20 protein-coding genes are annotated in these 24,382 nt (G+C 62.3%); 14 read left to right on the forward strand and 6 right to left on the reverse strand.

Annotation, left to right across the window (positions count from 1 at the left end):
* Positions 1-99: 99 nt before the first annotated feature.
* Positions 100-1,446 carry a phosphohexomutase domain-containing protein gene (locus tag ACCQ12_RS16790; RefSeq protein WP_039403516.1) on the forward strand — a complete coding sequence of 449 codons (1,347 nt, stop codon included), beginning with the start codon at positions 100-102 and terminating at the stop codon, positions 1,444-1,446.
* A 45-nt stretch (positions 1,447-1,491) separates the two neighbouring features.
* Entirely contained in the window at positions 1,492-2,895 is a 1,404-nt protein-coding gene (locus tag ACCQ12_RS16795) for a mannose-1-phosphate guanylyltransferase/mannose-6-phosphate isomerase (protein ID WP_372382287.1), read from the forward strand.
* A 274-nt stretch (positions 2,896-3,169) separates the two neighbouring features.
* Here the strand turns inward: ACCQ12_RS16795 and ACCQ12_RS16800 are convergent, their stop codons facing one another.
* The 5 genes from ACCQ12_RS16800 to rfbB all read right to left on the reverse strand — a co-directional run bounded on the left by ACCQ12_RS16800 (position 3,170) and on the right by rfbB (position 8,124).
* Positions 3,170-4,336: a nucleotide sugar dehydrogenase gene (locus tag ACCQ12_RS16800; RefSeq protein WP_372382288.1), complete on the reverse strand. Its 1,167-nt coding sequence runs from the start codon at positions 4,334-4,336 to the stop codon at positions 3,170-3,172.
* Positions 4,337-4,680: 344 nt separating this feature from the next.
* Positions 4,681-5,580, reverse strand: a complete 900-nt coding sequence (gene rfbD, locus ACCQ12_RS16805) for a dTDP-4-dehydrorhamnose reductase (protein ID WP_372382289.1) — start codon at positions 5,578-5,580, stop codon at positions 4,681-4,683.
* Entirely contained in the window at positions 5,577-6,134 is a 558-nt protein-coding gene (gene rfbC / locus ACCQ12_RS16810; RefSeq protein ID WP_166749303.1) for a dTDP-4-dehydrorhamnose 3,5-epimerase, read from the reverse strand. Before rfbC ends, rfbD begins: the two co-directional genes overlap by 4 nt.
* Complete coding sequence (gene rfbA / locus ACCQ12_RS16815; protein WP_166749541.1) at positions 6,131-7,018, reverse strand: glucose-1-phosphate thymidylyltransferase RfbA; 888 nt, start codon at positions 7,016-7,018, stop codon at positions 6,131-6,133. The genes rfbC and rfbA overlap by 4 nt, the downstream gene beginning before the upstream one ends.
* Positions 7,019-7,068: 50 nt before the next feature.
* Positions 7,069-8,124 carry a dTDP-glucose 4,6-dehydratase gene (gene rfbB, locus ACCQ12_RS16820; protein ID WP_372382290.1) on the reverse strand — a complete coding sequence of 352 codons (1,056 nt, stop codon included), beginning with the start codon at positions 8,122-8,124 and terminating at the stop codon, positions 7,069-7,071.
* A 216-nt stretch (positions 8,125-8,340) separates the two neighbouring features.
* Between rfbB and ACCQ12_RS16825 the strand changes: the two genes are divergently transcribed.
* The 12 genes from ACCQ12_RS16825 to ACCQ12_RS16880 all read left to right on the forward strand — a co-directional run bounded on the left by ACCQ12_RS16825 (position 8,341) and on the right by ACCQ12_RS16880 (position 20,212).
* Positions 8,341-9,087, forward strand: a complete 747-nt coding sequence (locus ACCQ12_RS16825; RefSeq protein WP_005991844.1) for an electron transfer flavoprotein subunit beta/FixA family protein — start codon at positions 8,341-8,343, stop codon at positions 9,085-9,087.
* Positions 9,087-10,031 carry an electron transfer flavoprotein subunit alpha/FixB family protein gene (locus tag ACCQ12_RS16830; RefSeq protein ID WP_372382291.1) on the forward strand — a complete coding sequence of 315 codons (945 nt, stop codon included), beginning with the start codon at positions 9,087-9,089 and terminating at the stop codon, positions 10,029-10,031. The genes ACCQ12_RS16825 and ACCQ12_RS16830 overlap by 1 nt, the downstream gene beginning before the upstream one ends.
* A gap of 15 nt (positions 10,032-10,046) precedes the next feature.
* Complete coding sequence (locus tag ACCQ12_RS16835) at positions 10,047-11,033, forward strand: lysylphosphatidylglycerol synthase transmembrane domain-containing protein (RefSeq protein WP_372382292.1); 987 nt, start codon at positions 10,047-10,049, stop codon at positions 11,031-11,033.
* Between the two features lie 103 nt (positions 11,034-11,136).
* Complete coding sequence (locus tag ACCQ12_RS16840) at positions 11,137-12,525, forward strand: UbiA family prenyltransferase (protein ID WP_372383649.1); 1,389 nt, start codon at positions 11,137-11,139, stop codon at positions 12,523-12,525.
* The gene (locus ACCQ12_RS16845; protein ID WP_372382293.1) at positions 12,525-13,826 is read left to right on the forward strand and encodes an FAD-binding oxidoreductase; all 1,302 of its coding nucleotides are present in this window, start codon (positions 12,525-12,527) and stop codon (positions 13,824-13,826) included. Before ACCQ12_RS16840 ends, ACCQ12_RS16845 begins: the two co-directional genes overlap by 1 nt.
* A 2-nt stretch (positions 13,827-13,828) precedes the next feature.
* Complete coding sequence (locus ACCQ12_RS16850; RefSeq protein ID WP_372382294.1) at positions 13,829-14,557, forward strand: SDR family oxidoreductase; 729 nt, start codon at positions 13,829-13,831, stop codon at positions 14,555-14,557.
* Between the two features lies 1 nt (position 14,558).
* The gene (locus tag ACCQ12_RS16855) at positions 14,559-15,503 is read left to right on the forward strand and encodes an NAD-dependent epimerase/dehydratase family protein (RefSeq protein WP_372382295.1); all 945 of its coding nucleotides are present in this window, start codon (positions 14,559-14,561) and stop codon (positions 15,501-15,503) included.
* Positions 15,504-15,526: 23 nt separating this feature from the next.
* Positions 15,527-16,828: an NAD(P)/FAD-dependent oxidoreductase gene (locus tag ACCQ12_RS16860; RefSeq protein WP_372382296.1), complete on the forward strand. Its 1,302-nt coding sequence runs from the start codon at positions 15,527-15,529 to the stop codon at positions 16,826-16,828.
* A gap of 9 nt (positions 16,829-16,837) precedes the next feature.
* Positions 16,838-17,233: a GtrA family protein gene (locus tag ACCQ12_RS16865; RefSeq protein WP_372382297.1), complete on the forward strand. Its 396-nt coding sequence runs from the start codon at positions 16,838-16,840 to the stop codon at positions 17,231-17,233.
* Positions 17,234-17,295: 62 nt separating this feature from the next.
* Positions 17,296-18,579: a hypothetical protein gene (locus ACCQ12_RS16870; RefSeq protein WP_372382298.1), complete on the forward strand. Its 1,284-nt coding sequence runs from the start codon at positions 17,296-17,298 to the stop codon at positions 18,577-18,579.
* Positions 18,576-19,673: an acyltransferase family protein gene (locus ACCQ12_RS16875; RefSeq protein ID WP_372382299.1), complete on the forward strand. Its 1,098-nt coding sequence runs from the start codon at positions 18,576-18,578 to the stop codon at positions 19,671-19,673. Before ACCQ12_RS16870 ends, ACCQ12_RS16875 begins: the two co-directional genes overlap by 4 nt.
* An 11-nt stretch (positions 19,674-19,684) precedes the next feature.
* On the forward strand, positions 19,685-20,212 hold the full coding sequence (locus tag ACCQ12_RS16880; protein ID WP_372382300.1) for a hypothetical protein: 528 nt from the start codon (positions 19,685-19,687) through the stop codon (positions 20,210-20,212).
* Between the two features lie 83 nt (positions 20,213-20,295).
* On the opposite strand, the gene ACCQ12_RS16885 is transcribed toward ACCQ12_RS16880, so the two are convergent.
* Complete coding sequence (locus ACCQ12_RS16885) at positions 20,296-24,336, reverse strand: glycosyltransferase (protein ID WP_372382301.1); 4,041 nt, start codon at positions 24,334-24,336, stop codon at positions 20,296-20,298.
* Positions 24,337-24,382: the final 46 nt, after the last annotated feature.

Consider the following 24,382-nt stretch of genomic DNA (forward strand, 5'->3'; position numbering starts at 1 on the left):
CTATCCGCTGACTGTTCCCTGTCCTCGGTCGCAATTCCGCCACACCCAAGACACGGCGCACCCGCTAAACTCGGGTGTCCCCCACCCCAGGAATTGCCCATGACGCTACCCGCCTTCAAGGCCTACGACATTCGCGGCCGCGTGCCGGATGAACTCAACGAGGACTTGGCCCGCCGCATTGGTGTGGCACTGGCGGCGCAGCTGGATCAGGGGCCGGTGGTCCTGGGCCACGACGTGCGCCTGGCCAGCCCGGCGCTGCAGGAAGCGCTCTCGGCCGGCCTGCGCGCCAGCGGCCGCGAGGTCATCGACATCGGCCTGTGCGGCACCGAGGAGGTCTATTTCCAGACCGATTACCTCAAGGCCGCCGGCGGCGTCATGGTCACTGCCAGTCACAACCCGATGGACTACAACGGCATGAAGCTGGTCCGCGAGCAGGCGCGACCAATCAGTTCCGATACCGGCCTGTTCGCCATCCGCGACACCGTCGCGGCCGATACCGCCGCACCCGGCGAGCCCACAGCCGCCGAGCAGAGCCGCACCGACAAGACTGCCTACCTGGAGCACCTGCTCAGCTACGTGGACCGCAGCACGCTCAAGCCGCTCAAGCTGGTGGTCAATGCCGGCAACGGCGGCGCCGGCCTGATCGTGGATCTGCTTGCGCCGCATCTGCCGTTCGAGTTCGTCCGCGTGTTCCATGAGCCCGATGGCAACTTTCCCAACGGCATCCCCAACCCGCTGCTGCCGGAAAACCGCGACGCCACCGCCAAGGCGGTCAAGGACCACGGCGCCGATTTTGGTATCGCGTGGGACGGCGACTTCGATCGTTGCTTCTTCTTCGATCACACCGGCCGCTTCATCGAAGGCTATTACCTGGTCGGCCTGCTCGCACAAGCCATCCTGGCCAAGCAGCCGGGCGGCAAGGTCGTGCACGACCCGCGCCTGACCTGGAACACGGTCGAGCAGGTCGAAGAAGCCGGCGGCATTCCGGTGCTGTGCAAGAGCGGCCACGCCTTCATCAAGGAAAAGATGCGCAGCGAGAACGCCGTTTATGGCGGCGAAATGAGCGCGCACCACTACTTCCGTGAATTCGCCTACGCCGATTCCGGCATGATTCCATGGTTGCTGATTGCCGAGCTGGTGTCGCAGTCCGGTCGTTCGCTGGCCGATCTGGTCGAGGCGCGCATGCAGAAGTTCCCCTGCAGCGGCGAGATCAACTTCAAGGTGGCCGATGCCAAGGCCGCGGTTGCCCGCGTGATGGAGCACTACGCCGATCTGTCGCCGGAGCTGGACTACACCGATGGCATCAGCGCGGACTTTGGCCAATGGCGCTTCAACCTGCGCAGCTCCAATACCGAGCCGCTATTGCGTCTGAACGTGGAAACCCGCGGCGATGCCGCATTGCTGGAAAGCCGTACGCAAGAGATTTCCGATCTGCTGCGCGGCTGATTTACCCTCCTCCCCCACTTTGACGCACTGGAGTTTCCCCCGCTCATGAGCGACGTCCTTCCGATTATCTTGTCCGGCGGCTCCGGCACGCGCCTGTGGCCGCTGTCGCGCGAGTCCTATCCCAAGCAATTCCTGCCGCTGGTCGGCGACAAGAGCATGTTGCAGGCCACCTGGCTGCGCGCGGCTCCCGTTGCAGGCCATGCTCCCATCGTGGTGGCCAACGAGGAGCACCGCTTCATGGCCGCCGAGCAGCTGCAGCAGCTCGGAGTCAAACCTTCTGCCATCCTGCTTGAACCCAAAGGCCGCAATACTGCCCCGGCAATTGCAGTCGCAGCCTTGGAAGCCAGCCGCGATGGCGCCGACCCCTTATTGTTGGTCCTGCCCTCAGATCACGTCATCCAGAACGAAGCTGCGTTCCAGGCAGCGGTGACAGTGGCAGTCGCTGCCGCAGAGCAAGGCAAGCTGGTGACCTTCGGCATCAAGCCGACCGCACCGGAAACCGGCTACGGCTACATCAAGGCCAGTTCGGGCACCGGTGCGAGCACGGTCGAACGCTTCGTCGAGAAGCCCGACCTGGCAACCGCGCAAGGCTACCTGGCCAGCGGCGAGTACTACTGGAACAGCGGCATGTTCCTGTTCCGTGCTTCGCGATACCTGGAAGAACTGCGCAAGTTCCATCCGGCCATTGCCGATGCCTGCCAGACCGCGTGGCAGAACGGCAAGCGCGACGCCGACTTCACCCGCCTGGACAAGGACGCCTTCGCAGCAAGCCCGTCGGATTCGATCGACTACGCGGTGATGGAAAAGACCGCCGATGCGGTCGTAGTGCCGTTGGATGCCGGCTGGAACGACGTCGGCTCGTGGTCGTCGCTGCTGGACGTGTCCGAGCAGGATGGCCAGGGCAACGCGCATCATGGCGATGTGATCCAGCTGGATTGCCGCAACACCTACGCCTATGGTTCGCGCCTGATCGCCATGGTCGGCCTGGAAGACGTCGTCGTCGTCGAGACGCCGGATGCCGTACTGGTCGGCCACCGTGATCGCATCCAGGAAGTGAAGGATGTGGTCGGCCGGATCAAGTCCGACGGTCGCTCCGAGGCCACCTGGCATCGCAAGGTGTATCGCCCGTGGGGCGCCTACGACTCGATCGACATGGGCCAGCGTCACCAGGTCAAGCGCATCACCGTCAAGCCCGGTGCCGTGCTGAGCCTGCAGATGCACCACCACCGCGCCGAACACTGGATCGTGGTGAGCGGCACTGCCGAAGTCACCCGTGGCGAGGAAGTGCTGCTGCTGACCGAAAACCAGAGTACCTACATCCCGCTGGGCGTCACGCATCGCCTGCGCAACCCGGGCAAACTGCCGCTGGAACTGATCGAAGTGCAGTCCGGCAGCTATCTGGGCGAAGACGACATCGTGCGTTTCGAGGACACCTACGGCCGCGCCTGATCGCGCACTTCACGTAGACGGCAACATCGACGGCGGCCAATGGCCGCCGTTTTGCGTTATCCCTGTCTCGCTTCGATCACAACACGCTGCGCAGGCAGGTCACAGGTCGCCTGCTTCCGCAGGCTGCATCGCACGTGGATGCGACCGGGCAATGCCACTGCCGCCCCGTGGCGTTCGCCTGCAAGGCCGCGAACGGCCCCGTAGCCCAAGACAACATCATGGATGGCCTGGACGAGTGGCATTTGCCACCCGCCAGACGCAGGGCCTGCCCGACTCAGTTGTCGCCGAACAGGTCGCGCGTATAGACCTTGCCCTGCACGTCCTGTAGCGCGTCGGCCATGCGGTTGCTGATGATGACGTCGGCCTCGCGCTTGAAGGCCTCCAGATCGTTGACCACGCGCGAGCGGAAGAACTCCGGCTCGCTCAGCGTCGGTTCGTACACGATGACGTCCACGCCCTTGGCCTTGAGGCGCTTCATCACCCCCTGGATGCTGGACGAACGGAAGTTGTCCGACCCCGCCTTCATAATCAACCGGTAGATGCCGACGACCTTGGGATTGCGCCGCAGCACGTCGGCGGCAATGAAGTCCTTGCGGGTGGTGTTGGAATCGACGATCGCCCGGATGATGGTCTGCGGCACGCTCTGGTAGTTGGCCAGCAACTGCTTGGTGTCCTTGGGCAGGCAGTAGCCGCCGTAGCCGAAGGACGGATTGTTGTAGTGGCTGCCGATGCGCGGATCCAGGCAGATGCCCTCGATGATCTGGCGGCTGTCCAGCCCATGGGTGAGCGCGTAGGTGTCCAGTTCGTTGAAGTAGGACACCCGCATCGCCAGGTAGGTGTTGGCAAACAGCTTGATCGCCTCGGCCTCGGTCGGCTCGGTGAACAGCACCGGCACGTCGAGCTTGAGCGCGCCTTCCTGCAGCAGCCGCGCGAAGGTTTCCGCGCGCGCCGAGCGCTCGCCGACGATGATCCGCGACGGGTACAGGTTGTCGTACAACGCCCGCCCTTCGCGTAGGAATTCGGGCGAGAAGATGATGTTGTCGGTACCGAACTGCGCGCGCAGCTTGGCCACGTAGCCGACCGGAATGGTCGACTTGATCACCATCGTCGCCTGCGGGTTGATCTCCAGTACCTTGGCGATCACGACCTCGATCGAGCGGGTGTTGAAGTAATTGGTATCCGGATCGTAGTCGGTGGGTGTGGCGATGATCACGAATTCTGCGCCGGCGAATGCCTCGTTGGCGTCGAGCGTGGCCTTGAAGTTCAGGCCGCCCTCGGCCAGCGCAGCCTCGAGCTCCTTGTCGACGATCGGCGAGCGGCCTTCGTTGAGCAGCTTGACCTTGGCCTCGACGATGTCCAGCGCCACGACCTCATGGTGCCTGGCGAGCAACACGCCATTGGACAGACCGACATAGCCGGTACCCGCGACAGCGATCTTCATTGGGATTCCTTGCGATTTTTGGAAGGGGGGAGGAGGCAGCGCGCTGCGCGCAGGTCGTGGCGTGATGACGGTACGGCCGAGCCCGTCATGGGCCGGCGCGCCCGCTGGGGGACACGCGAAAACCTGCACGGTGCCAACCGATGCGACGTAGCGCACACACATGCACGCATCCAGCCCATGCATCACGCATCGCATCCGCTTCAGCGGCACATCCACGTTGGCCACGACCTGCGCAGAGCAGGTCGCCGGCCTGGCGCGGACCAGTCACCGATGGTAGCCGAAGCGAGAGGCAAGCTATGAGTCGGTGCTGAAGCCGCACCGATCTATGCCGCTATTGAAGCCGCTCAACCCTGGGCGAGCGTGTCCAGCACCTGGCTCAGTCCATCCTGCCAGTCGGGCAGGCGGACGCCGAACGTGTCCTGCAGGCTGTGGGTATCCAGCCGCGAATAGGCCGGGCGCGTGGCCGGCGTTGGATAGTCGGCGGTGGTGATCGCCTCCACGCGCGGCGCACGGGCAATCAGCCCGCGCGCGTGCGCCTGGGCGAAGATGGCTTCGGCGAAGCCGTGCCAGCTGGTCTCCCCGGTGGCGGTCAGATGCCACAGACCGGAGGGTTCACCGGGCTGGCGCAGCGCGTGCGCCGTGATGTCAGCGATCAACGCCGCCGGCGTTGGCGTGCCGATCTGGTCGGCGACCACGCGCAGCACGTCGCGCTCGGCTCCCACGCGCAGCATCGTGCGCAGGAAATTGTTCCCGTGCGCGGCGTAGACCCAGGCGGTGCGGAAGATCAGATGCCGGCCGCCGGCCGCCTGCACCGCCTGTTCGCCAGCCAGTTTGCTCTGCCCGTAGACGCCGAGCGGCGCGGTGGCGTCGTCCGGCCGATAGGGGCGAGTGCCCTGCCCATTGAAGACGTAGTCGGTCGAATAATGGACCAGCGGCACGCCGGCGCGCGCGCACCACTGCGCAATGACCGCCGGCGCCTCGGCATTGGCACGGAAGGCCGCATCACGCTCCTGCTCGGCACGATCGACGGCGGTGTAGGCAGCCGCATTGACGACGCGGGTGGGCGCAAGGTGATCCAGCAATTCGCTCAGGCGATGCGGTGCGTCGAAGTCGGCCATCTCACACGCGGTACCGTCCGGCAACCGACCACTGCGGGTTGTGGCAAGGATCGGACCATCGCCTGCCAATGCGCGCAGCAATTCCGTGCCGACCTGTCCATTGGCTCCCAGTACCAACGTCGTCATGGTGCAAAGACCGGCAGACGCTCGCCCGGCACATCTGCCAGGAAAGGTGCTGCGGCATCCTTGGCCGAGAGCACCGGATCGCTGATCGGCCAGTCGATGCCGATCGCCGCATCGTCCCAACGCACGCCCGCATCTGCTTCCTTGACGTAGACGTCAGTGCACAGATAACTGAACACTGCACGCTCCGACAGCACAGCAAACCCATGGGCGAAGCCTTCCGGAATCCAGAACTGCTTCTTGTTTTCCGCGCTCAGTACAACCGCCGCCCACTGCCCGAAGGTTGGCGAGCCGTGGCGAACATCCACAGCAACGTCATAGACCTCACCTTCCAGAACGCTGACCAGCTTGCCCTGCGGACGCGGCCACTGGTAGTGCAAGCCACGCAGTACGCCCTTGGCGGAGGTCGACACGTTGCTCTGCACGAACCGGGTCGGCAGATTGTGCTGACCAAAGCGCTCGGCATTCCACGTCTCGAAGAAGTATCCGCGCTCGTCGCCGAACACCGCCGGCTCGATCACCACACAGCCAGCCAACTTCGTTTCAATCACCTTCATGGAACAACTCCTCTCACAGCCAATTCGTGCAGATACTTACCGTAGTCGTTCTTGCGCAATGGCGCAGCCAGTCGCTCCAGTTGTTCGGCATCGATCCAGCCATGCCCAAAGGCAATCTCCTCCGGGCAACACACCTGCAAACCCTGACGCATCTGGATGGTTTCGATGAAATTGGCTGCCTCGTGCAACGACTGGTGCGTGCCGGTGTCCAACCACGCATAGCCGCGCCCCAAGGGCTCGAGATGCAGGTCGCCGGCATCGAGATAACAGCGATTGAGATCGGTGATCTCCAGCTCGCCGCGCGGCGAAGGCGTCAAGGCAGCGGCATAATCGCTGGCCTTTCCGTCATAGAAATACAGACCGGTCACTGCATAATTGGAACGCGGTTTTTCCGGCTTTTCGGCAATGTCGATCACCTTGCCGTGCTGGTCGAACTCGGCCACGCCGTAACGCTCGGGATCATTGACCCAATATCCGAAGACCGTCGCCCCCTGCTCACGCGCATCCGCGCGACGCAGCGTGTCGGTCAGACCATGACCATGAAAGATGTTGTCGCCCAATACCAGGCAGCTCGGCTTGCCATCGACGAACTCGCGACCGATCAGATAGGCCTGCGCCAGACCGTCAGGGCTGGGCTGCACGGCATACTGAATATTGACGCCCCACTGAGAGCCGTCGCCCAGCAGCGACTGGAATAGCGCCTGCTCGTGCGGCGTATTGATAATCAGAATGTCGCGGATACCCGCGAGCATCAGCACGCTCAGCGGGTAGTAAATCATCGGCTTGTCGTACACCGGCAGCAGCTGCTTGCTGACGCCCTTGGTGATCGGATACAAACGCGTGCCGGAACCGCCCGCGAGGATGATGCCTTTACGTTGAGTCATGAGAGCGTCCTTGGAGGTCCGCACAGCATGTACGGACGCTAAGATGAGTATCAGGCGGTGGCGCCAATGCGTTGCAGGCGATAGCTTCCGTCAAGCACGCCCTGCACCCACACTTGATTGGTCAGATACCACTCGACCGTCTGCGCGATGCCCTGCTCGAAGGTGTAGGCAGGCTCCCAACCCAGTTCGTTCTTCAACTTCGACGCATCGATCGCGTAACGACGGTCGTGCCCAGGCCGGTCGGTGACATGGGTGATCTGGCTTGCCCGCGGCTTGCCGTCGTCGCGTGGACGATGCTGATCCAGCAGCGCACAGATGGCCTGCACGACCTCGATGTTCTGGCGCTCGGAGTTACCGCCCACGTTGTAGGTCTCGCCGACCTTTCCCTTGGCCAGCACGGTGCGGATCGCCTCGCAGTGGTCGCTGACGAACAACCAGTCGCGCACCTGCTTGCCATCGCCATACACCGGCAACGGTTCGCCGGCCAGCGCCTTGGCGATCACCAGCGGAATGAGCTTTTCCGGGAAGTGGTACGGCCCGTAATTGTTCGAGCAATTGGTGGTGAGCACCGGCAGCCCATAGGTGTGATGGAACGCGCGCACCAGATGGTCGGAGGCCGCCTTGGATGCCGAGTACGGAGAATTGGGCGCATACGGCGTGGTCTCGGTGAACTTGCCGGTCTCGCCCAGCGTGCCATAGACCTCGTCGGTGGACACATGCAGGAACCGAAAGGCCTCGCGACGCGCGTCCGGCAGCGCTTTCCAGTAATCGCGCACGGCCTCGAGCAATGCCAGGGTGCCGACCACGTTGGTCTGGATAAACGCGCCAGGACCTTCGATCGAGCGATCCACATGGCTTTCGGCAGCGAAATTCAGCACTGCGTCCGGCTGATGTTCCTGCAGCAGGCTGGCCACAAGCGCGCCGTCGCCGATGTCGCCCTTGACGAAGACATGGTCGGCATTGCCTTCCAGCGACGCCAAGGTATTCAGGTTTCCCGCATAGGTGAGCGCGTCAAGATTAATCACGCGGATCCCGCGCGCGACTGCCTCAAGAACAAAATTTCCGCCGATAAAGCCGGCCCCGCCGGTTACTAGCCAAGTCGCCACTGTCTACCCCTCCTGGTCGCGCGCGCAGCGCTGCGTTCTCAAACCACACAGGATATACGGTCGGAGCAATCCCAGGCCCAAACGACACGCGCAAGCGTTGCACTGCACCATCCATACGCCATCGCATGGTGCGCCCTGCCCGGTTAGAATGGCCCCACTCCCGAGCCTGCCGCCGCGGCCGGGCCTTCCCGCAACAGCTGAAGGATCTCGTACACGATGAAAATCCTCGTCGCCTACAAGCGCGTGGTGGACTACAACGTCCGCATTCAGGTCAAGCCGGATGGCTCCGGCGTGGTGACCGAGGGCGTCAAGCTCTCGCCCAACCCGTTTGACGAAATCGCCCTGGAAGAGGCGCTGCGCCTGCGCGACGCCGGCATCGCCACCGAGGTGGTGGTCGCCACCCTGGCGCCAGCCGATGCGGCCGCGCATCTGCGCAATGGGCTGGCCATGGGCGCCAACCGCGCCATTCACGTGGTCACCGACGCGGCGATCCAGCCGCTGACCGCTGCACGCGCACTGCTCAAGCTGGTGGAGAAGGAACAGCCGGACCTAGTCATCCTGGGCAAGCAGGCCATCGACGACGACGCCAACCAGACTGGCCAGATGCTGGCCACCCTGTGGGGCCGCCCGCAGGCGACCTTCGCCGGCAAGCTCGTCGTTGCCGATGGCAAGGCCACGGTGACCCGCGAGGTGGACGCTGGCCTGGAAACGCTGGAGGTGGACCTGCCGGCGGTGATCACCACCGATCTGCGCCTGAACGAGCCGCGCTTCATCAAGTTGCCCGACATCATGAAGGCCAAAAGCAAGCCGCTGGAAACGCTGGCGTTTGCCGATCTCGGGGTCGCGGCGCATGACAGCTTGACCACTACCCACTATGCGGCGCCGTCCAAGCGCAGCCGTGGTGTGATGGTCAAGGATGCCGCCGAGCTGGTGGCCGCACTCAAGCAGAAGGGGTTGCTGTAATGGCCAAGGTTCTCATCGTTGCCGAACATCTCAACGGCCAGCTCAATGCGGCTACTGCCAAGACCCTGAGCGCCGCGCAGGCGATCTCGGCCGACTCCATCGATGTGGTCGTGCTGGCCGCCGACCCGACCGGCGTTGCCGCACAGGCCGCGCAGCTGGCCGGCGTCGCGCGCGTATTGACCGTGGCCAACGCGGCCAACGAACACGCCATCGCGCAGGTGCTGGGACCGCAGATCGCCCAACTGGCCGGTCAGGGCTACACCCATGTCTTCGGCCCCTCCACCACCTTTGGCAAGGATCTGATGCCGGTCGTGGCGGCATTGCTGGGCGTCAACCAGATCTCCGATCTGATGACCGTCGAAGACGCGTATACCTTCAAGCGTCCGATCTATGCGGGCAACGCCATCATCACCGTCAAGGCCCCGGCCGACCAGATCGTGGTTGCGACCATTCGTAGCGCGTCGTGGCCGGAGGCCGCCAAGGGCGGAAGTGCGGCGGTCGAATCCGTCTCGGTTGACGCCACGCTGCCGACCCACAGCCGCTTCGTCGGCCTGGCCGCAGGCAGCTCCGATCGCCCGGACCTGCAGAGCGCCAAGCGCGTGGTCTCCGGCGGCCGCGGCGTCGGCTCGGCGGAGAACTTCCAGCACATCTACAGCCTGGCCGACAAACTCGGCGCCGCCGTGGGCGCCTCGCGCGCCGCGGTCGATGCCGGCTACGTGCCCAACGAGCTGCAGGTCGGCCAGACCGGCAAGATCATCGCCCCCGAGCTCTATGTGGCGATCGGCATCAGCGGGGCAATCCAGCACCTGACCGGCATCAAGGACGCCGGCACGATCGTGGCGATCAACAAGGACCCGGAGTCGCCGATCTTCGAGATTGCCGACATCGGGTTGGTGGGGGATTTGTTCGCCCTGCTGCCGGAGCTGGAGGCTGCGCTGGGCTGAGGCCCTTCTGCTGCAATGGATTCACCTTCGCCACCCAGCATTGGCAGTGCCGCAAGATTGCGGCACCGCCTGGATTATCTGGCCGCCTTCGTGTTGCTGCTGTGCGCGGGGTACGTCGCCGTCTTGGTCTGGGTGGACCACGGAAACGGGACGTTTTCGCGGCTGAGCGAAGTCTGGCAGTCGATGGCGCTCGCCATCGTGCCCGTCTCCATCACGTATCTGTTCCGGTACTGGCGGTGGCACTGGCTCCTCCGCCGCAAGGGGCATCACGTACCAGTACTACCTGGCCTGGCTGGCTATCTGGCGGGCTTTGCCCTGACAGCAACGCCCGGCAAGGCCGGCGAACTGATGCGGATCCGCTATTTCGCGCGCATGGGCATTCCGGCCGAGCGCACGCTGGGCGTCTTCATCTTCGAGCGCGCGTCTGATCTGCTGGTCATCCTGTCGCTGTCCTTGTTGGCCGCGTCGGTGTTCCCCACCCTGGGCACCCTAGTGGCGCTGGTGCTGGGATTTGTCTGTGTGTTGTTCGGCGCGGCGGCATGGCCTGCACTCTTGAATAGCCTGTCACGCGTGAGCGAACGCCTTCCCGGCCGCTGGTTGCGACGCCTGGCCCGCTTCGGCCTTGTAGCCGCATTGGAGCTGCGTAGTTGCCTGGATCTGCGCGCGTTCGGGCAAAGCATGTTCGCCGGATTCGTCGCCTGGGGACTGACATCGGCTGTGTTCGTGAGCCTGTGCGCTGGTATGGGCTTGCAGCTGAACCCCATGGTCGCGCTCGGTATCTATCCACTTGCGATGCTGATCGGCGCATTGTCGTTCGTTCCCGGTGGGGTCGGCACCACCGAACTAGCCATCGTATTGATGCTCAATCGGCTTGGGATCTCTACCCCGGACGCAATTGCGGCCGCCGTCGCGGCGCGCTTGGTCACGCTCTGGTACGCCATTGTCGTCGGTGCTGCGGCCATGCTGATCGCAGAATTTGCATCGCGGGAAGAAGCGGGTTGATCGACTAGGTATAATCGCGGCCCCGCAATGGATCGCCAGGCAGTCGATGTCCGCCCCTACCATCAGCTCCACCCGTCCGGCGGTTTCTGGACGCGCCCTTTGCGTGGATCTGGATGGCACGCTTTTGAATTCCGACATCCTCTACGAATCGGTGCTAGCCCTACTGGCGCGAAATCCGCTGTACCTGTTCCTGCTGCCGCTGTGGCTGTTGCGTGGCAAGGCGGCGCTGAAGCGGGAACTTGCCTCTCGCGTCGTCCTGCCTGCGGAGACCCTGCCCTATAACCACCAGGTGCTGGAGCTGCTGCGCGCCACGACACAGCGCCCGCGCGTGCTGTGTACTGCGTCCGACGCACTCTTGGTGAAGCCTATTGCAGACCATCTGGGCCTGTTCGAGCAGGTGATCGCCAGTGATGGCAAACGCAATCTGTCTGGTCGCAACAAGGCGGACGTGCTGGTCGACGCCTTTGGTCAGGGCAATTTCGATTACGCAGGCAACGGCAGTGTGGATTTGCACGTGTGGGAAAAGGCCGGTGGCGCCTGGGTCGTCAACAATGGCGCCACGCTCGCCCGGGCCGCAGCGCAGCGCACCACGGTGCATGCGCATTGGCCGGCACCACCGCGTGCCCGTGCATGGCTGAAGGCGTTGCGCCTGCATCAGTGGCTGAAGAATCTGCTGGTATTCGTTCCCTTGCTGACCGCGCACCGCTTCCTGGATCTGGCATCGGTGTTGCAGTCCGCGCTTGCGTTAGTGGCGTTCGGCCTATGCGCCTCCGGCGTCTATGTGCTCAACGATCTGCTGGACCTGACGCCTGATCGCCAGCACCCGCGCAAGCGAAAGCGCCCGTTTGCGGCAGGTCGGCTTCCTCTCTTGCAGGGTCTGCTGGTCGCCCCTGCGCTGACCGTCGCCGGGCTGCTGCTGTCGCTGGCATGCAGCATCGAGTTCACCCTGGTATTGCTTGCCTACTACGTCATGACCTTGGCGTATTCGCTGCGCTTGAAGCGCATCGTGATGATCGATGTCGTCCTGCTCGCAGCGCTCTACACCGTACGCATCATCGGCGGCGCCATGGCGATCGGCGTCGAACTGTCGTTCTGGCTGCTCGCCTTTTCGATGTTCATGTTCCTGTCGCTGGCCCTGCTCAAGCGCTACACCGAACTGCATGCCATGTTGAGCAGCGGCAAGACCAGGGCCAGCGGTCGCGCCTATTCGGTGGAGGATCTCTCGCTGCTGCAATCCATGGGCGCGGCGGCTGGCTACATCGCGGTGATGGTGATGGCGCTGTACATCAACAGTCCCGAGAGCGTGGAGCTGTACCGCAATCCCAAGTTGCTCTGGCTGGTGTGTCCGGTGCTGCTGTATTGGGTGAGCCGGGTCTGGATCATCGCCCATCGCGGAGAGATGCACGACGACCCGATCGTGTTCGCTGCCACCGATCGCGTGAGCCAGATCGTCGTCGTGCTGTGCGGGTTGTTCGCCCTGAGCGCCATCTGATGGCAGCGGGGCAGTCCTGGGGACGCTATCCCAAAGCACAGCAGACGCTGCTACCGATCCACGATCGCGTGGCAAGCCTGCCGGTATTTGATGGCTTTGCCCTGCCCCGTGGCAATGGACGTAGTTATGGCGACAGCTGCCTGAACCCGGATGGTGCACTGCTGTGCGCACGCGGGCTCGATCGATTTATCGCCTTTGATCCGGGCAATGGCGTCCTGCGCTGCGAGGCAGGCGTCACCCTTGCCGACATCATCGAGCTGGTGTTGCCGCAAGGCTGGTTTCTGCCCGTGACGCCCGGCACGCGCTACGTCACCGTAGCCGGTGCAATCGCCAACGACGTGCATGGCAAGAACCACCATCGCACCGGCAATTTTGGCCATCATGTGCGCGCGTTCGAGCTGTTGCGCAGCGACGGCGAACGGCGGCTGTGCACCCCGGACGACGCCGATCACTGGTTTGCTGCCACGGTAGGAGGGCTGGGTCTGACCGGCCTGATCACATGGGCCGAAATTCAGTTGCGCCGCGTCGGCAGTCCCGCGCTGGAAGCAGAGAATGTCCGCTTCGGCTCGCTCGGCGAGTTCTTCGAGTTATCGGCGGCATCTGCCGACAGCCACGAGTACAGCGTGGCCTGGATCGATTGCCTGGCAAGCGGCAAGTCACGCGGACGCGGGCACTTTACTCGCGCTGATCATTGCACCGGACTTGCCCAAGAGCGACCGACAACGCCAGGCGCAGGCTTGTCTATGCCTGTCACGCCACCGATTTCGTTGGTAAACAAGTTATCTCTGCGGCCTTTCAACGCGCTTTATTACTGGCGCCAGCCCGCTCCGCGCAAACGCTTCGTCAGCCACCTGTTGCCCTTTTTCTACCCGCTGGACGGCATCCGTGACTGGAACCGCATGTACGGCCCGTCCGGCTTTCTGCAATATCAATGTGTATTACCGCCTGCAGCCGCACGGGACGGGGTCGACGCGCTACTTGCCGAGATCGCGCGTAGCGGCAGCGGCTCTTTCCTGGCAGTGCTGAAAGAGTTCGGCAACACGCCCTCCATCGGCATGCTGTCTTTCCCGAGGCCGGGGACGACGTTGGCGCTGGACTTTCCCAATACCGGTCCTGACGTCTTCCGCCTGCTTGAGCGACTGGACCGCATCGTCGACGAAGCCGGCGGTGCTCTGTACCCTGCCAAGGACGCACGTATGACAGCGCAGTCGTTTCAGCGTGCCTATGGCCGCTGGCGCGAGTTCGGCAGCTATCTCGACCCACGTTTTTCTTCCGGCTTCTGGCGCCGGGTCACGGAGTAGACATGCAACGCGTCCTTATTATCGGGGCCACCTCGGCCATTGCCGAAGCAACCGCCCGACGCTACGCCGCACGCGGGGCGGCCATCCACCTGCTCGGCCGGCAGGCCGCGCGCCTGGAAACAATTGCGGCTGACCTCACCACCCGCGGCGCGCGAAGCAGCATTGGCGTGCTGGATGTCAACGACAATGCGCATCATGGCGAAGTTCTGGATGCAGCCTGGGCTGCCTTGGGCGGTGTCGATGTCGCGTTGATCGCACACGGCACGCTGCCGGATCAGGCTGCGTGTGACGCGTCGGTAGAACTGTCGCTGCGCGAATTCGCCACCAACGGCACCTCCACGATTGCGCTGTGCGCAGCGATTGTGACGCGACTGACGTCGGGTGCCACGCTGGCCGTCATTTCTTCTGTGGCGGGCGATCGCGGCCGAGCCAGCAACTACCTTTATGGCAGTGCCAAGGCCGCCGTGACCGCCTACTTGAGCGGCCTGGGACAACGCCTGCGCCCGCAAGGCATCAACGTCCTCACGATCAAGCCGGGCTTCGTCGACACCCCCATGACTGCGGCCTTCAAAAAGGGCGCACTGTGGGCGAAGCCGGACCAGATTGCCAAGGGGATACTCAGCGCGGTGGACAGCCGTCGCGCTGTGGCTTACCTGCCTGGTTTCTGGTGGGTAATCATGCTGGTAATCAAGAACATCCCGGAATTCATTTTTCGCAGGATCAAGCTCTGACATGACGGACAAACACGCCAAGATCGTCATCACCGGCGCCGCGGGCCTGGTCGGCCAGAACCTAATCGTCGAACTCGAACAGCAGGGCTACACCCAGTTGGTAGCAATCGACAAACACGCGCACAACCTGCAGATCCTGCGCGAGCTGCACCCGGCCGTGCGCGTGGTGCAGGCAGACCTTGCCGAGCCCGGCGACTGGGCACGCGAGTTCGGGGGTGCAGCCTGTGTCGCCCAATTGCACGCGCAGATCACCGGCAAGACCACTGACCTATTCACCCGCAACAATCTGACTGCGACCGCGCACGTGCTCGATGCCTGCCGCGCGGCGGAGGTGCCGTATCTGGTGCACATCAGCTCCTCTGTGGTGAACTCGGTGGCCAAGGACGACTACACCAACACCAAGCGCGCACAGGAAGAGATGGTGGTCGCCAGCGGCCTGCGCCACTGCGTGCTACGCCCAACCCTGATGTTCGGCTGGTTCGATCCCAAACACCTCGGTTGGCTGTCGCGCTTCATGGCCAGGACGCCGGTGTTCCCGATTCCGGGCGATGGCCGCTTCATGCGCCAGCCGCTGTACGAGCGCGACTTCTGCCGTTGCATCGCCAAGTGCATCGAACGCGAGCCCGACGGCGATGTCTACGATATCGTTGGCGATACGCGCGTGGACTACGTCGACATCATCAAGACGATCAAGCGGGTTAAAAAACTGCATACCCTGATCTTGCATATCCCGATCGGCTTCTTCGCCTTCCTGCTGCGTGTGTATTCGCTTTTCAGTTCTAAGCCACCATTCACCGCCGACCAGCTCAAGGCGCTCAGCGCCGGCGACGACTTCAAGGGCGTCGATACCGAGGCGGTGTTCGGAGTGCGGCAAACGCCATTCGAGGACGCGATCCGCGAAAGCTATACCGACCCGCGCTACAGCCATATTGTGCTCAAGCGCTGAACCGTCATACGAGACTTAAAACTATGAGTACATTCGCGATCGTCGGCAGCGGCCCAATGGGCCTGATGGCCGCCATGGAACTGCTGAAGAAGGGCCATCAGGTCGACGTGTACGAACGCGACGACCGCATCGGCGGCATGTCAGCGGACTTCGATTTCGACGGTCTGCGCATCGAGCGCTACTACCACTTCATCTGCAAGACCGATTTCCCGCTGTTCAAGCTGCTCGAGGACCTGAAGCTGTCCGACCGCCTGCATTGGACCGACACCAAGATGGGTTACTACTATCAGGGCAAGCTGCACAAATGGGGCACGCCGTTCGCGCTACTCGGTTTCCCGCATCTGGGGCTGATCGACAAGATCCGCTATGCGCTGCACGTCATGCACACCAAAAGCATCAGCGACTGGACCGCGCTGGACAAGGAGAACGCACGCGACTGGATCACCCGCTGGATCGGCCCGAGAGCCTACAAGGTGATGTGGGAGAAGGCTTTCGCACTGAAGTTCTTCGAGTACCAGAACGACTTGTCCGCTTCGTGGATCGGCACCCGAATCAAGCGCGTGGCATTGTCGCGGCGTAATCTTCTTAACGAAAGCATGGGCTATCTGGAAGGTGGCTCAGCCGTGCTGCTGGAACGTATGGCCGCGGAAGTGACGCGCCTCGGCGGACGCATTCTGCTGTCACAACCGATCGAAGAGGTCACCTCGGCCGACGGCAAGGTCACGGGCATCCGCACCCGCGACGGCCATCATGCCTATGACGGCGTGGTATCGACGGCACCAATCCAATACGTGCCTGGCATGGTGCCCGGCCTGCCCAAGACCTTCGCCGACCAGGTGGCCGCGATCGAGAACATCCCGGTTGCCTGCGTGATCCTGAAGCTGTCCAAGCCGGTCAGCGAGAACTTCTGGATGAACATCAGTGACGACCGCATCTCTATCCCCGGCCTAATTGAGTACAGCAATCTCAATCCCGGCAAGGGCCACGGCGAGCATATCGTCTACGCACCCTACTACATGCCTAAGACTCACCCGAAGTGGCAGTGGAGCAATCAGCAACTGATCGACGAAGTCATCAGCTATCTACCGATGATCAACCCGGACTTCAAGCCGGAGTGGATCCGCGCCACCCATTGCCATCGATACGAGTACGCGCAAACCATCTGCCCGCCAGGCTTCCAGGACATGCTGCCGCCAATGAAGACGCCGCTGCAAGGCTTCTACATGGCGGATACGGCGTACTACTACCCGGAAGATCGCTCGATCAACGAGAGCATCGACGTAGGTGCGAAGCTGGCCGCTGTCGCCGCGTCACATACATCGTGAGCCTGAGATATGTTGAGCCGACAGTTCACATTGTTCCTTCTTGTCGGCGGCCTGGCCGCGGCTGTCAACTTTGGCTCGAGAATCGCACTGGGCGCAGTGCTCAACTACGTCCCCTCGATTATCGTCGCGTATTGCCTTGGCATGGTGACCGCGTTCGTGCTAAACCGCGCAATCGTGTTCAAATCAGCCAGCAAGCCCCTCCACCACCAAGCCACATGGTTCGTTGCAATCAACCTGCTGGCGGTACTCCAGACGATATTGGTCAGCCTGGCACTGGCACGCTGGGCACTGCCCGGCGCGGGGCTCGAAGAACATGCAGAGACCATTGCACATGCGGTGGGCGTCGCCGTGCCTGTGGTTACCAGCTACTTCGGGCATAAGTATCTTTCGTTCTCGACCCGATAGCCTGCCTGCCGCCTCCATTCCATCCGCCAGTCGTCGGATACAGAACTACGGAAAATCCAACAATGAGCACCCAACCCGCCACGGCAGCGAAAAAGAGCAGTTGGATCACAGCAGACAAAGCCGCGTTCTTCCTAGTCATCCTGGTCGTAATGGCTTACAAGAGCAATGATGCGCTGAGCAATCCGCAGTTCTGGGCGGAGGACGCCACTGTCTTCTTTAAGGGACAGTTCGGCACGTATCTGCCTCAGCTCTTCAGTCCTTACGCGGGGTATCTGCACTTTGTGCCGAGGCTGGTTGCCTGGATTGCGTCATGGCTTCCCGCCGCGAAAGCGCCGCTGATCTACAACGCATCGGCAATTCTTTTGACGACCGCAGCCATCGTTGTGACCTGTAGGCGCATGAAGTCATATGTGCCCATGTGGATCGTGGCGCTGTCATTTCTGGCGGTTCCCAACAGCGGCGAGATCTTGGGCACCATCACCAACGCGCAGTGGTTTCTTCAGTTTGCCCTGGCAGCTGTTTGCCTCACCCCGATGCAGGTCGCGCACGGCTGGATGATCTGGATGCGCCCGCTGGCAGTCCTTGCCATGGCGCTCACCGGTCCTTTTTCCATCGTCCTGGCGTTGATCATTGCGGGCATGCTGGCCACGGCCTATCTGTCGCGACGGATCAAGCTGGACCCGTTCAATGGAGCGTTGGGTGAGTTCGCTGCAACCCGCGATTGGGTGGCCTTGGCAGCAACGTGCGCCGGCGCCATCGTCCAAGCTGCCATCGTTGTCACGCACCCTCCGGTCAAGGAGGAAGGCCAAGAGGGTCTCCTCTCGCTGCTCAAGATCACCTTCGGCGAGCTGGTCCCCATTCATACCTTCGGCAGCTCTTTCCTGACCTCGACCGCATGGTTGGTGTTGTTCGCTGTGATCGTCGGGACGTTGATTTTATCGAAGCGGATCGAAGGACGTTCTCGCCTCATCGTACTCGGCTTCGCCGCCTTCGCAGCGGCAGAAACATTTGCGCCTGTGCGACTGAAGGAAGTCGCTCCCCTGTACCAATTTTTCTTGGCTGACCGCTATTTCTATCTGATCAAGGTTGTACTGTGGTGGGCGGTATGGCTGTCGATGACAGGTGGCAGCCGCCAGAATCGATGGAACGCCACAGTCGCCACGACAGCGCTGCTCTGCCTGGTGGCAGTGACCAACCAGCAGTACCTGCGTCGCCCCGCGTTTGTCGATTTCAATTGGCAGAGCCACGCAAAGCAGCTGAAAACACCTGGTTCGTATACGGTTCCGCTGAATCCCCAGGGATGGGGAGTGATCATCGACTCGAAACCTTCTGAGAGCGGCCAATGAGCTCAAACGCGCGCAGCAACAACTTCGATGCACTCAGGCTTCTCGGCGCGCTGCTGGTGGCGTTGGGTCATTCAATGGACATCGCCCTGGGGTACGACGGGCTCGGCAGGGCCACCAACAATCAGAGCTTCGGCGGACTCGGACTGAACATCTTTTGCACCATCAGTGGGTTTCTTATTGCCAAGAGCAGGTTCAGGAACGACACACTGCCGTTCTTCGAGGCCCGCGCCCTACGCATCTTCCCGGCCCTCTGGGTGGCGTTGCCGTTGCTTGCGTTTGGACTAGGGCCGATGTTCTCCGCGCTCCCGCTGCGCGAGTACCTTATCCATCCAGGTACCCGGTCTTTCCTCGCAACGGCCGCTGTGTTCCCATTAAATCCGAGTCTGCCTGGCACGTTCGGCGGCGCTCCGCTGGTGGGCCAGCTGTACTCTCTGACCGCCGAACTCGGCTTCTACATTCTGGTTGGACTATTCGGGGGCTGGCGCCATTTCCCCAAACTGGTCGCGCTCCTGTTCGTTGCGGTAGTTGCCATCTTTGTAAGAACTGACTATGGCTCGCTCCCGTTCTCGCATCTTTTCGTTGTCTCCACCGGCGACCTTGTCACCTTCTTCTTCCCCGTGCGCTTAGGGTTTACCTGTGTCTACTATCTACTGGCAGGATGCCTGCTCGCCACTGTCGGCCCGTCGCCAGAGAAACTGAAGAAGCTCGGCTGGGTGCTATTCCCCATCTGGCTGCTCGCGCTTACTGGCCATGACAGGCGGGTCTATGACATGGTCGAGTTCGCAACGCTTCCTGTCGTGATTCTGGCAGTGGGCATGGCCTCACGTTTCACGCTGCGGATCCCTGACTGGTTCGGCGATATCTCGTACGGCATGTACATCTACCACTTTGCGATCGCCCTTGCGCTGGTTCAGATCGTGCCCTCGTCGCTGTCGGGCTGGGCTACCATCGCTCTGGCACTTGCGCTTTCCACAGCTGCGGGCTGGATTTCGTTCAGGCTTGTGGAGAAGCGCGCCCTCTCACTGAAGCGACCCTCCCGCACCGCTACTCCCGAGGCGTCCGTGTCCGAACGCGCCGCCCATCAACCTTCGTAGGAGATTCTCCATTGCTTTCTTCAACGCGACTGTATCTGACGATCGCCTTGGCCCTCAGTCTTGTGGTGACCAGCTGTAAAGTAGAGAACCGCGGCGCCAGCAAGGACGCGCCGGCGCCGGCGAGTACCGATAACCCGGCCGTCAAGCTGGATGCGGGCCTAAAGGCCACCAATCACGATGCGCTCCAATGCCACCTCGATCTTGCATCGGGTCTGCCGGTTTCCGGTCCCGTGGTGGTTCGCCGCGGTCAGGGCGCCTCCTTCGAAGGGTGGGCGTTCGAGAAAGGCCAAGGAGTGCTGGCAGATAGCCAGCTTGTGTTCCAAGGCACCGCCGGGTCGTATCACGCCAAGCTGAAGGCCGGTGCCGCGCGACCGGACGTTGCAAGTGCGTTTGGTCCTGAGCTAGGTAACGCAGGCTTCACCACCGTCGTGGACATCTCCAGCGTGACCGCAGGCGAGTACGCGCTGTGGCTTGCCACGGGTATGGAAGCGTCCGACAAGGCCTGCGACCTCAAGACCACCGTGAAGATCGAGGACTGACTTGGCACTGTACGAACACTGCCGCTAAGGAAGAATAGGGAGCCGGCGACAGCCGGCTCTTTTTTGGGGCGGCGGATCCACGCCTACCCGGATGTATGGGCTTCCACCGCCCTGCGCATCGATGCAAAGCGATCAGCGACGGCCCTGTCGAAATCGCCACCGAAATCGATGGCTCTTGCGGCAACCGCCATCTGGTGGCGCAGATCCCGGTTGGAAACCAGGCGGTCCAAGGCCTCGAACCAGTCGCTGGACTGTTCAGCCACCAGCATGCCGTTGACCCCATGGGTGACGGTCGACCGGTAGGGCTCTAGATCCGATACCACGGGCGCCAAGCCCAGGGCAGCGTAATCGAGCACCTTGATCTCGCTCTTGCTTCTATTGAATCGAGTATCGCGCAAAGGCGAGATGCCAATGTCGAACGGCGTGATTGAACCGATCCAGGACGCGAACGCCGGATACGAGCCGCCCACAGATGGGGGAACGGCAAGGGCCGAATACCACTCCCGGGTCACCGCGCCCTCCTTAACCCCGATCAGAGAGATATCCACACCGCCGCCGTGCTTGTTCTTAAGCTCCTTCAGTCCGTCCGAGACCATCATAAGGTCGTCGTTGTGCGTCATGGTTCCCATGTAGAGGATACGGACCGGATCGGACAGGCCTGACGTCGGCGACCGCTTCAGGGCGGCTTCCCATACAGTGGGATCCAGCGCATTGCGGTGAACCTCCACGTTGGAGGCGCCCGCCGCCTGGAGCTCACTGCACAGTGCAGGTGTGGATGCCCAGATGACATCCGCGCTTGCGCTGAAGTGATGCACCACGGCCAGAAGCGGTTGGTATCTGCCATTTTCCGCGTGCGGATCCAAGGCAGTTAGGTTGTCGTCCAGATCGTAGATCAGAGGAATTTTGTGCCGGGCGGCGTACGCGGAAAGCGCTTCCGCTTCAGCCAACGTGGTTACGGCGGTCCGGTGGGTCACGATGACGTCAGCTCGATAGCGGACTACGTCCCTTGCCCGGACATAGCGAACCCACGCCTGCCCTCGAGCCTGCATTGCGTCGAAGAAAGCCATCAGGCGAATGTGGGCACATGGGCTAGGTATGTCGTGCCCAATCTCCATCACCACCACGATGCGCAACCGATCGCCGAGCGGTCGTGGCTGAGGCACCGGCAGGCGCTGCATCGCTTCCTGCGAATAGCCCGCGTCAGGTCCAGACGTGGGGATCAATGCCGTTCGTTCGGGAAGCAGTGTCTCGGTGTGGGTGTTCTCACCGAGAACGTCACGGAGTGCCAGAAGCCGCGTCACAAGCGCGTCAGGCGCAACATCTGCAGGAATCACGAACGACCAGGGGCGCCCGCTGACGCGCTCGGAGAACGCCCCGATGTCAGGCACGATGACGGGCAATCCTGCCTCGAGACCGGCACTGAGCGTATAACTATAGGTCTCTGGCCAACGCGATGCGAAAAGCAGTACGTCAGGCTTCTCGCTGTCCAGAATAGAGGCAAGCTCATCCTCAAGGTACCGCCCGGTCGTCCGGACCGCCGCCACGGTCGAAGGCGGAAGCTCTCCCTGCGGGTCACCGATGACGATGAACTCGATGGGTAGGTTCCGCTCCAGGGAGATGATCGCCGCATTGATCAGCAGTTCACGCCCCTTGTGCCGGGCAAGTACGCCGATGACGCCGACCCGGAGCACATCCTGCGCGCCCAAGCAGCGCTGCGGGCGTGCGTGACGCCACTTCTGCGGCGTCTCTTCATGATGAACAACCGTCACATTCGCATCCGGCGCGTAGCCCCTGATGCGTTCCGCCGCGTCGATGCTGGGCGCGATGACGCGGCGCGCATCGCGAAGTACCCATTCGTAACGAAGTCGCCACGAGCGGATATCGCCTACGCCGCGCCTGTCGTTGCGCAGAATGCATGCGTTGCATCCGGCCGGATCGGGCTCTCCGCAGTACGAGACACCGTCGCTGGACAGGTTGATCTGGGGGCAGACCGTAAAATAGTCGTGGGCGGTAAAGTCAAATGGGACACCCAGCGCAACCAGCGCCTGCTCGACCTCTGGCCCGTAGCCGTAAAGATGATGCACGTGCACCGCCGTCACGGGGAACACGACAAGCAGCGCAGCCAGCTCATCCCCGTTTGAGAACGCAAAATCGACCGTGATGTCGCTGTAGTCGTCCCACGCCCGTAGCGCGATCCCTGACGAAGACGAGATCGCCGATGGCCGCATAGTCAAAATCTTGTAGTCCTTCGCATAGCGCTTGGTCAGTTCCTGCACGTGCCGCTCGGTGCCACCGCCGAGCCCATGGCTCACCAGCAGCATCACCTTCGCCCTCTGCACCTTCCAGAGCTGCGCCGTGATGGCGAGACGATACACACGACCCGGATCTTCTGCGACGTGGCTCCCAACCTCGAGATTGTAACGGGGATGCTTGCGCAGCAACGCCGTGGCGCCAGCCTGCTTGCCAGCGGCCGCCCCGGCGGCAAAGCTCACCTCGCCGGCGTGAAACACAAACGTATCCATCGCTAGGATGTTCTTCCAGCCGTTTTCCATGGCGCGCATGCAGAGGTCGTTTTCTTCGCCGTAGCCTTTGCCGAACGCGTCCTCATCGAAGAGTCCGATCTCATCAAGGCATGCGCGCTTGACAAGCATGCAGTAGCCGACGCCGGTCGGGATGGAGACACTCCGCCCGCGATTCGCGTCGGCGCAGACCTGATCCATTTCCTTCACGGAGACGCCCGCCGGCAGCTTCCGCCGCCCGGAAAACTCCGGGTAGCTGCAGATGGTCGCGTTGTTGGACAGCGGGGTGACCGTCGCGACGCGCGGATCCAGATCGGCATGCGCGACGATTCGATCGAGCCAGTCGTTGGCCACCTCAGTATCGCTGTTGAGCAGCAGGACGTCATTCTCAAGACCGAGTGCCATGCCCCGATTAGCCGTCCCGACAAACCCGAGGTTAACCTCATTTTTGAGCAGCAGGAACCCGAACCTGGCCGCGGCCTCCTCAAGATAGACATGCATCTGAGGATCCGGAGAACAGTCATTGATGACGACCAGCCGGGCCGGAGTGCTGTTGCTTGCACTTGCAGCAACGTAACTCTCGATGCAACGCGATGTTTCTTCAATGCCACGGTAAACCGGGATAATCACGTCAATCATCCGACGCGATACATCCACCTCATGCGCGGGCTCGCGCGATGGCGCGACATCGTCAACAGTCATCAGTCGTAGCGGCTGCGCGCGACTCTCGGCACGACCAATACGCAGATAATGCAGCAACGGGTCCATGCCCGCCACGGCAACATCGGGGTGGTCGGCAAGATAACGCCGGGTGTCGAACGCTGGGCCGGGCTGGCGCCCTTCGAGATAGCCGCTAAACGCGTAGTGCTCCAGGGGGTTCTTCTTGGCACGCGCCACATCCTGGTATTTGGACAGGTACCACGCACTGTTGAAGAACTGGTTCGGGTCGCGCCCTTCATAGGCGCCCGACGCCATGTAGTGAACCAGCGGATTGAGCCCTGCCAGTGCCACGTCCTGGTAGTTGGATATGTACCACTGCGTCGAGAACAAGGGATGCGGGTCACGTAACTCACGCGCGCCGTGGGCCAGGAAGTGGGCCAGGGGATTCATCCCTGACTCAGCAACATCCGGATACGCGCCTAGATAGAACGCCGTGTCGAACAGCGGAACCGGCCGGCGTCCTTCGGACGCGCCGTAATAGATGTAGTGCGCAAGCGGGTTGATATGCAGCCGCGCGACGTCAGAACTGCTGCGCGCATACCACTCAGGATCGAAAAGCGGATTCGGCCAGAATCCCTTGTCGGCGCCTTCCTTCATGAAGTGCGCCAGATAGTCGGTCACGCCAGCAAGATGGTTCGCGTAACGCTCGGCGTACCAGTCATCATGGAACAGGCCGCTCGCGCGCACGCCTTCGTACTCGATGCTTGAGCTGCGCATCAATCCCATGACGAGATGGAAGGTGCACTTGGCGCGCCACGCCACATGGCGCGAGCCAAAGTAGATCTTTCGCAGCAGGGGCACGCTAGCCGCGCGACGCCGCACAACCGGCATCGCGCGCCACAAATACTTCTGCACGCCTCGCTTCATTTCCTTGATCAACCGCATTTAGAAATCCCCTGGATACTGCTTCTACTACCACTACTAAAGTGGC

Source organism: Xanthomonas sp. NCPPB 1068 (genome assembly GCF_041479385.2).
Lineage (GTDB): Bacteria > Pseudomonadota > Gammaproteobacteria > Xanthomonadales > Xanthomonadaceae > Xanthomonas > Xanthomonas cannabis.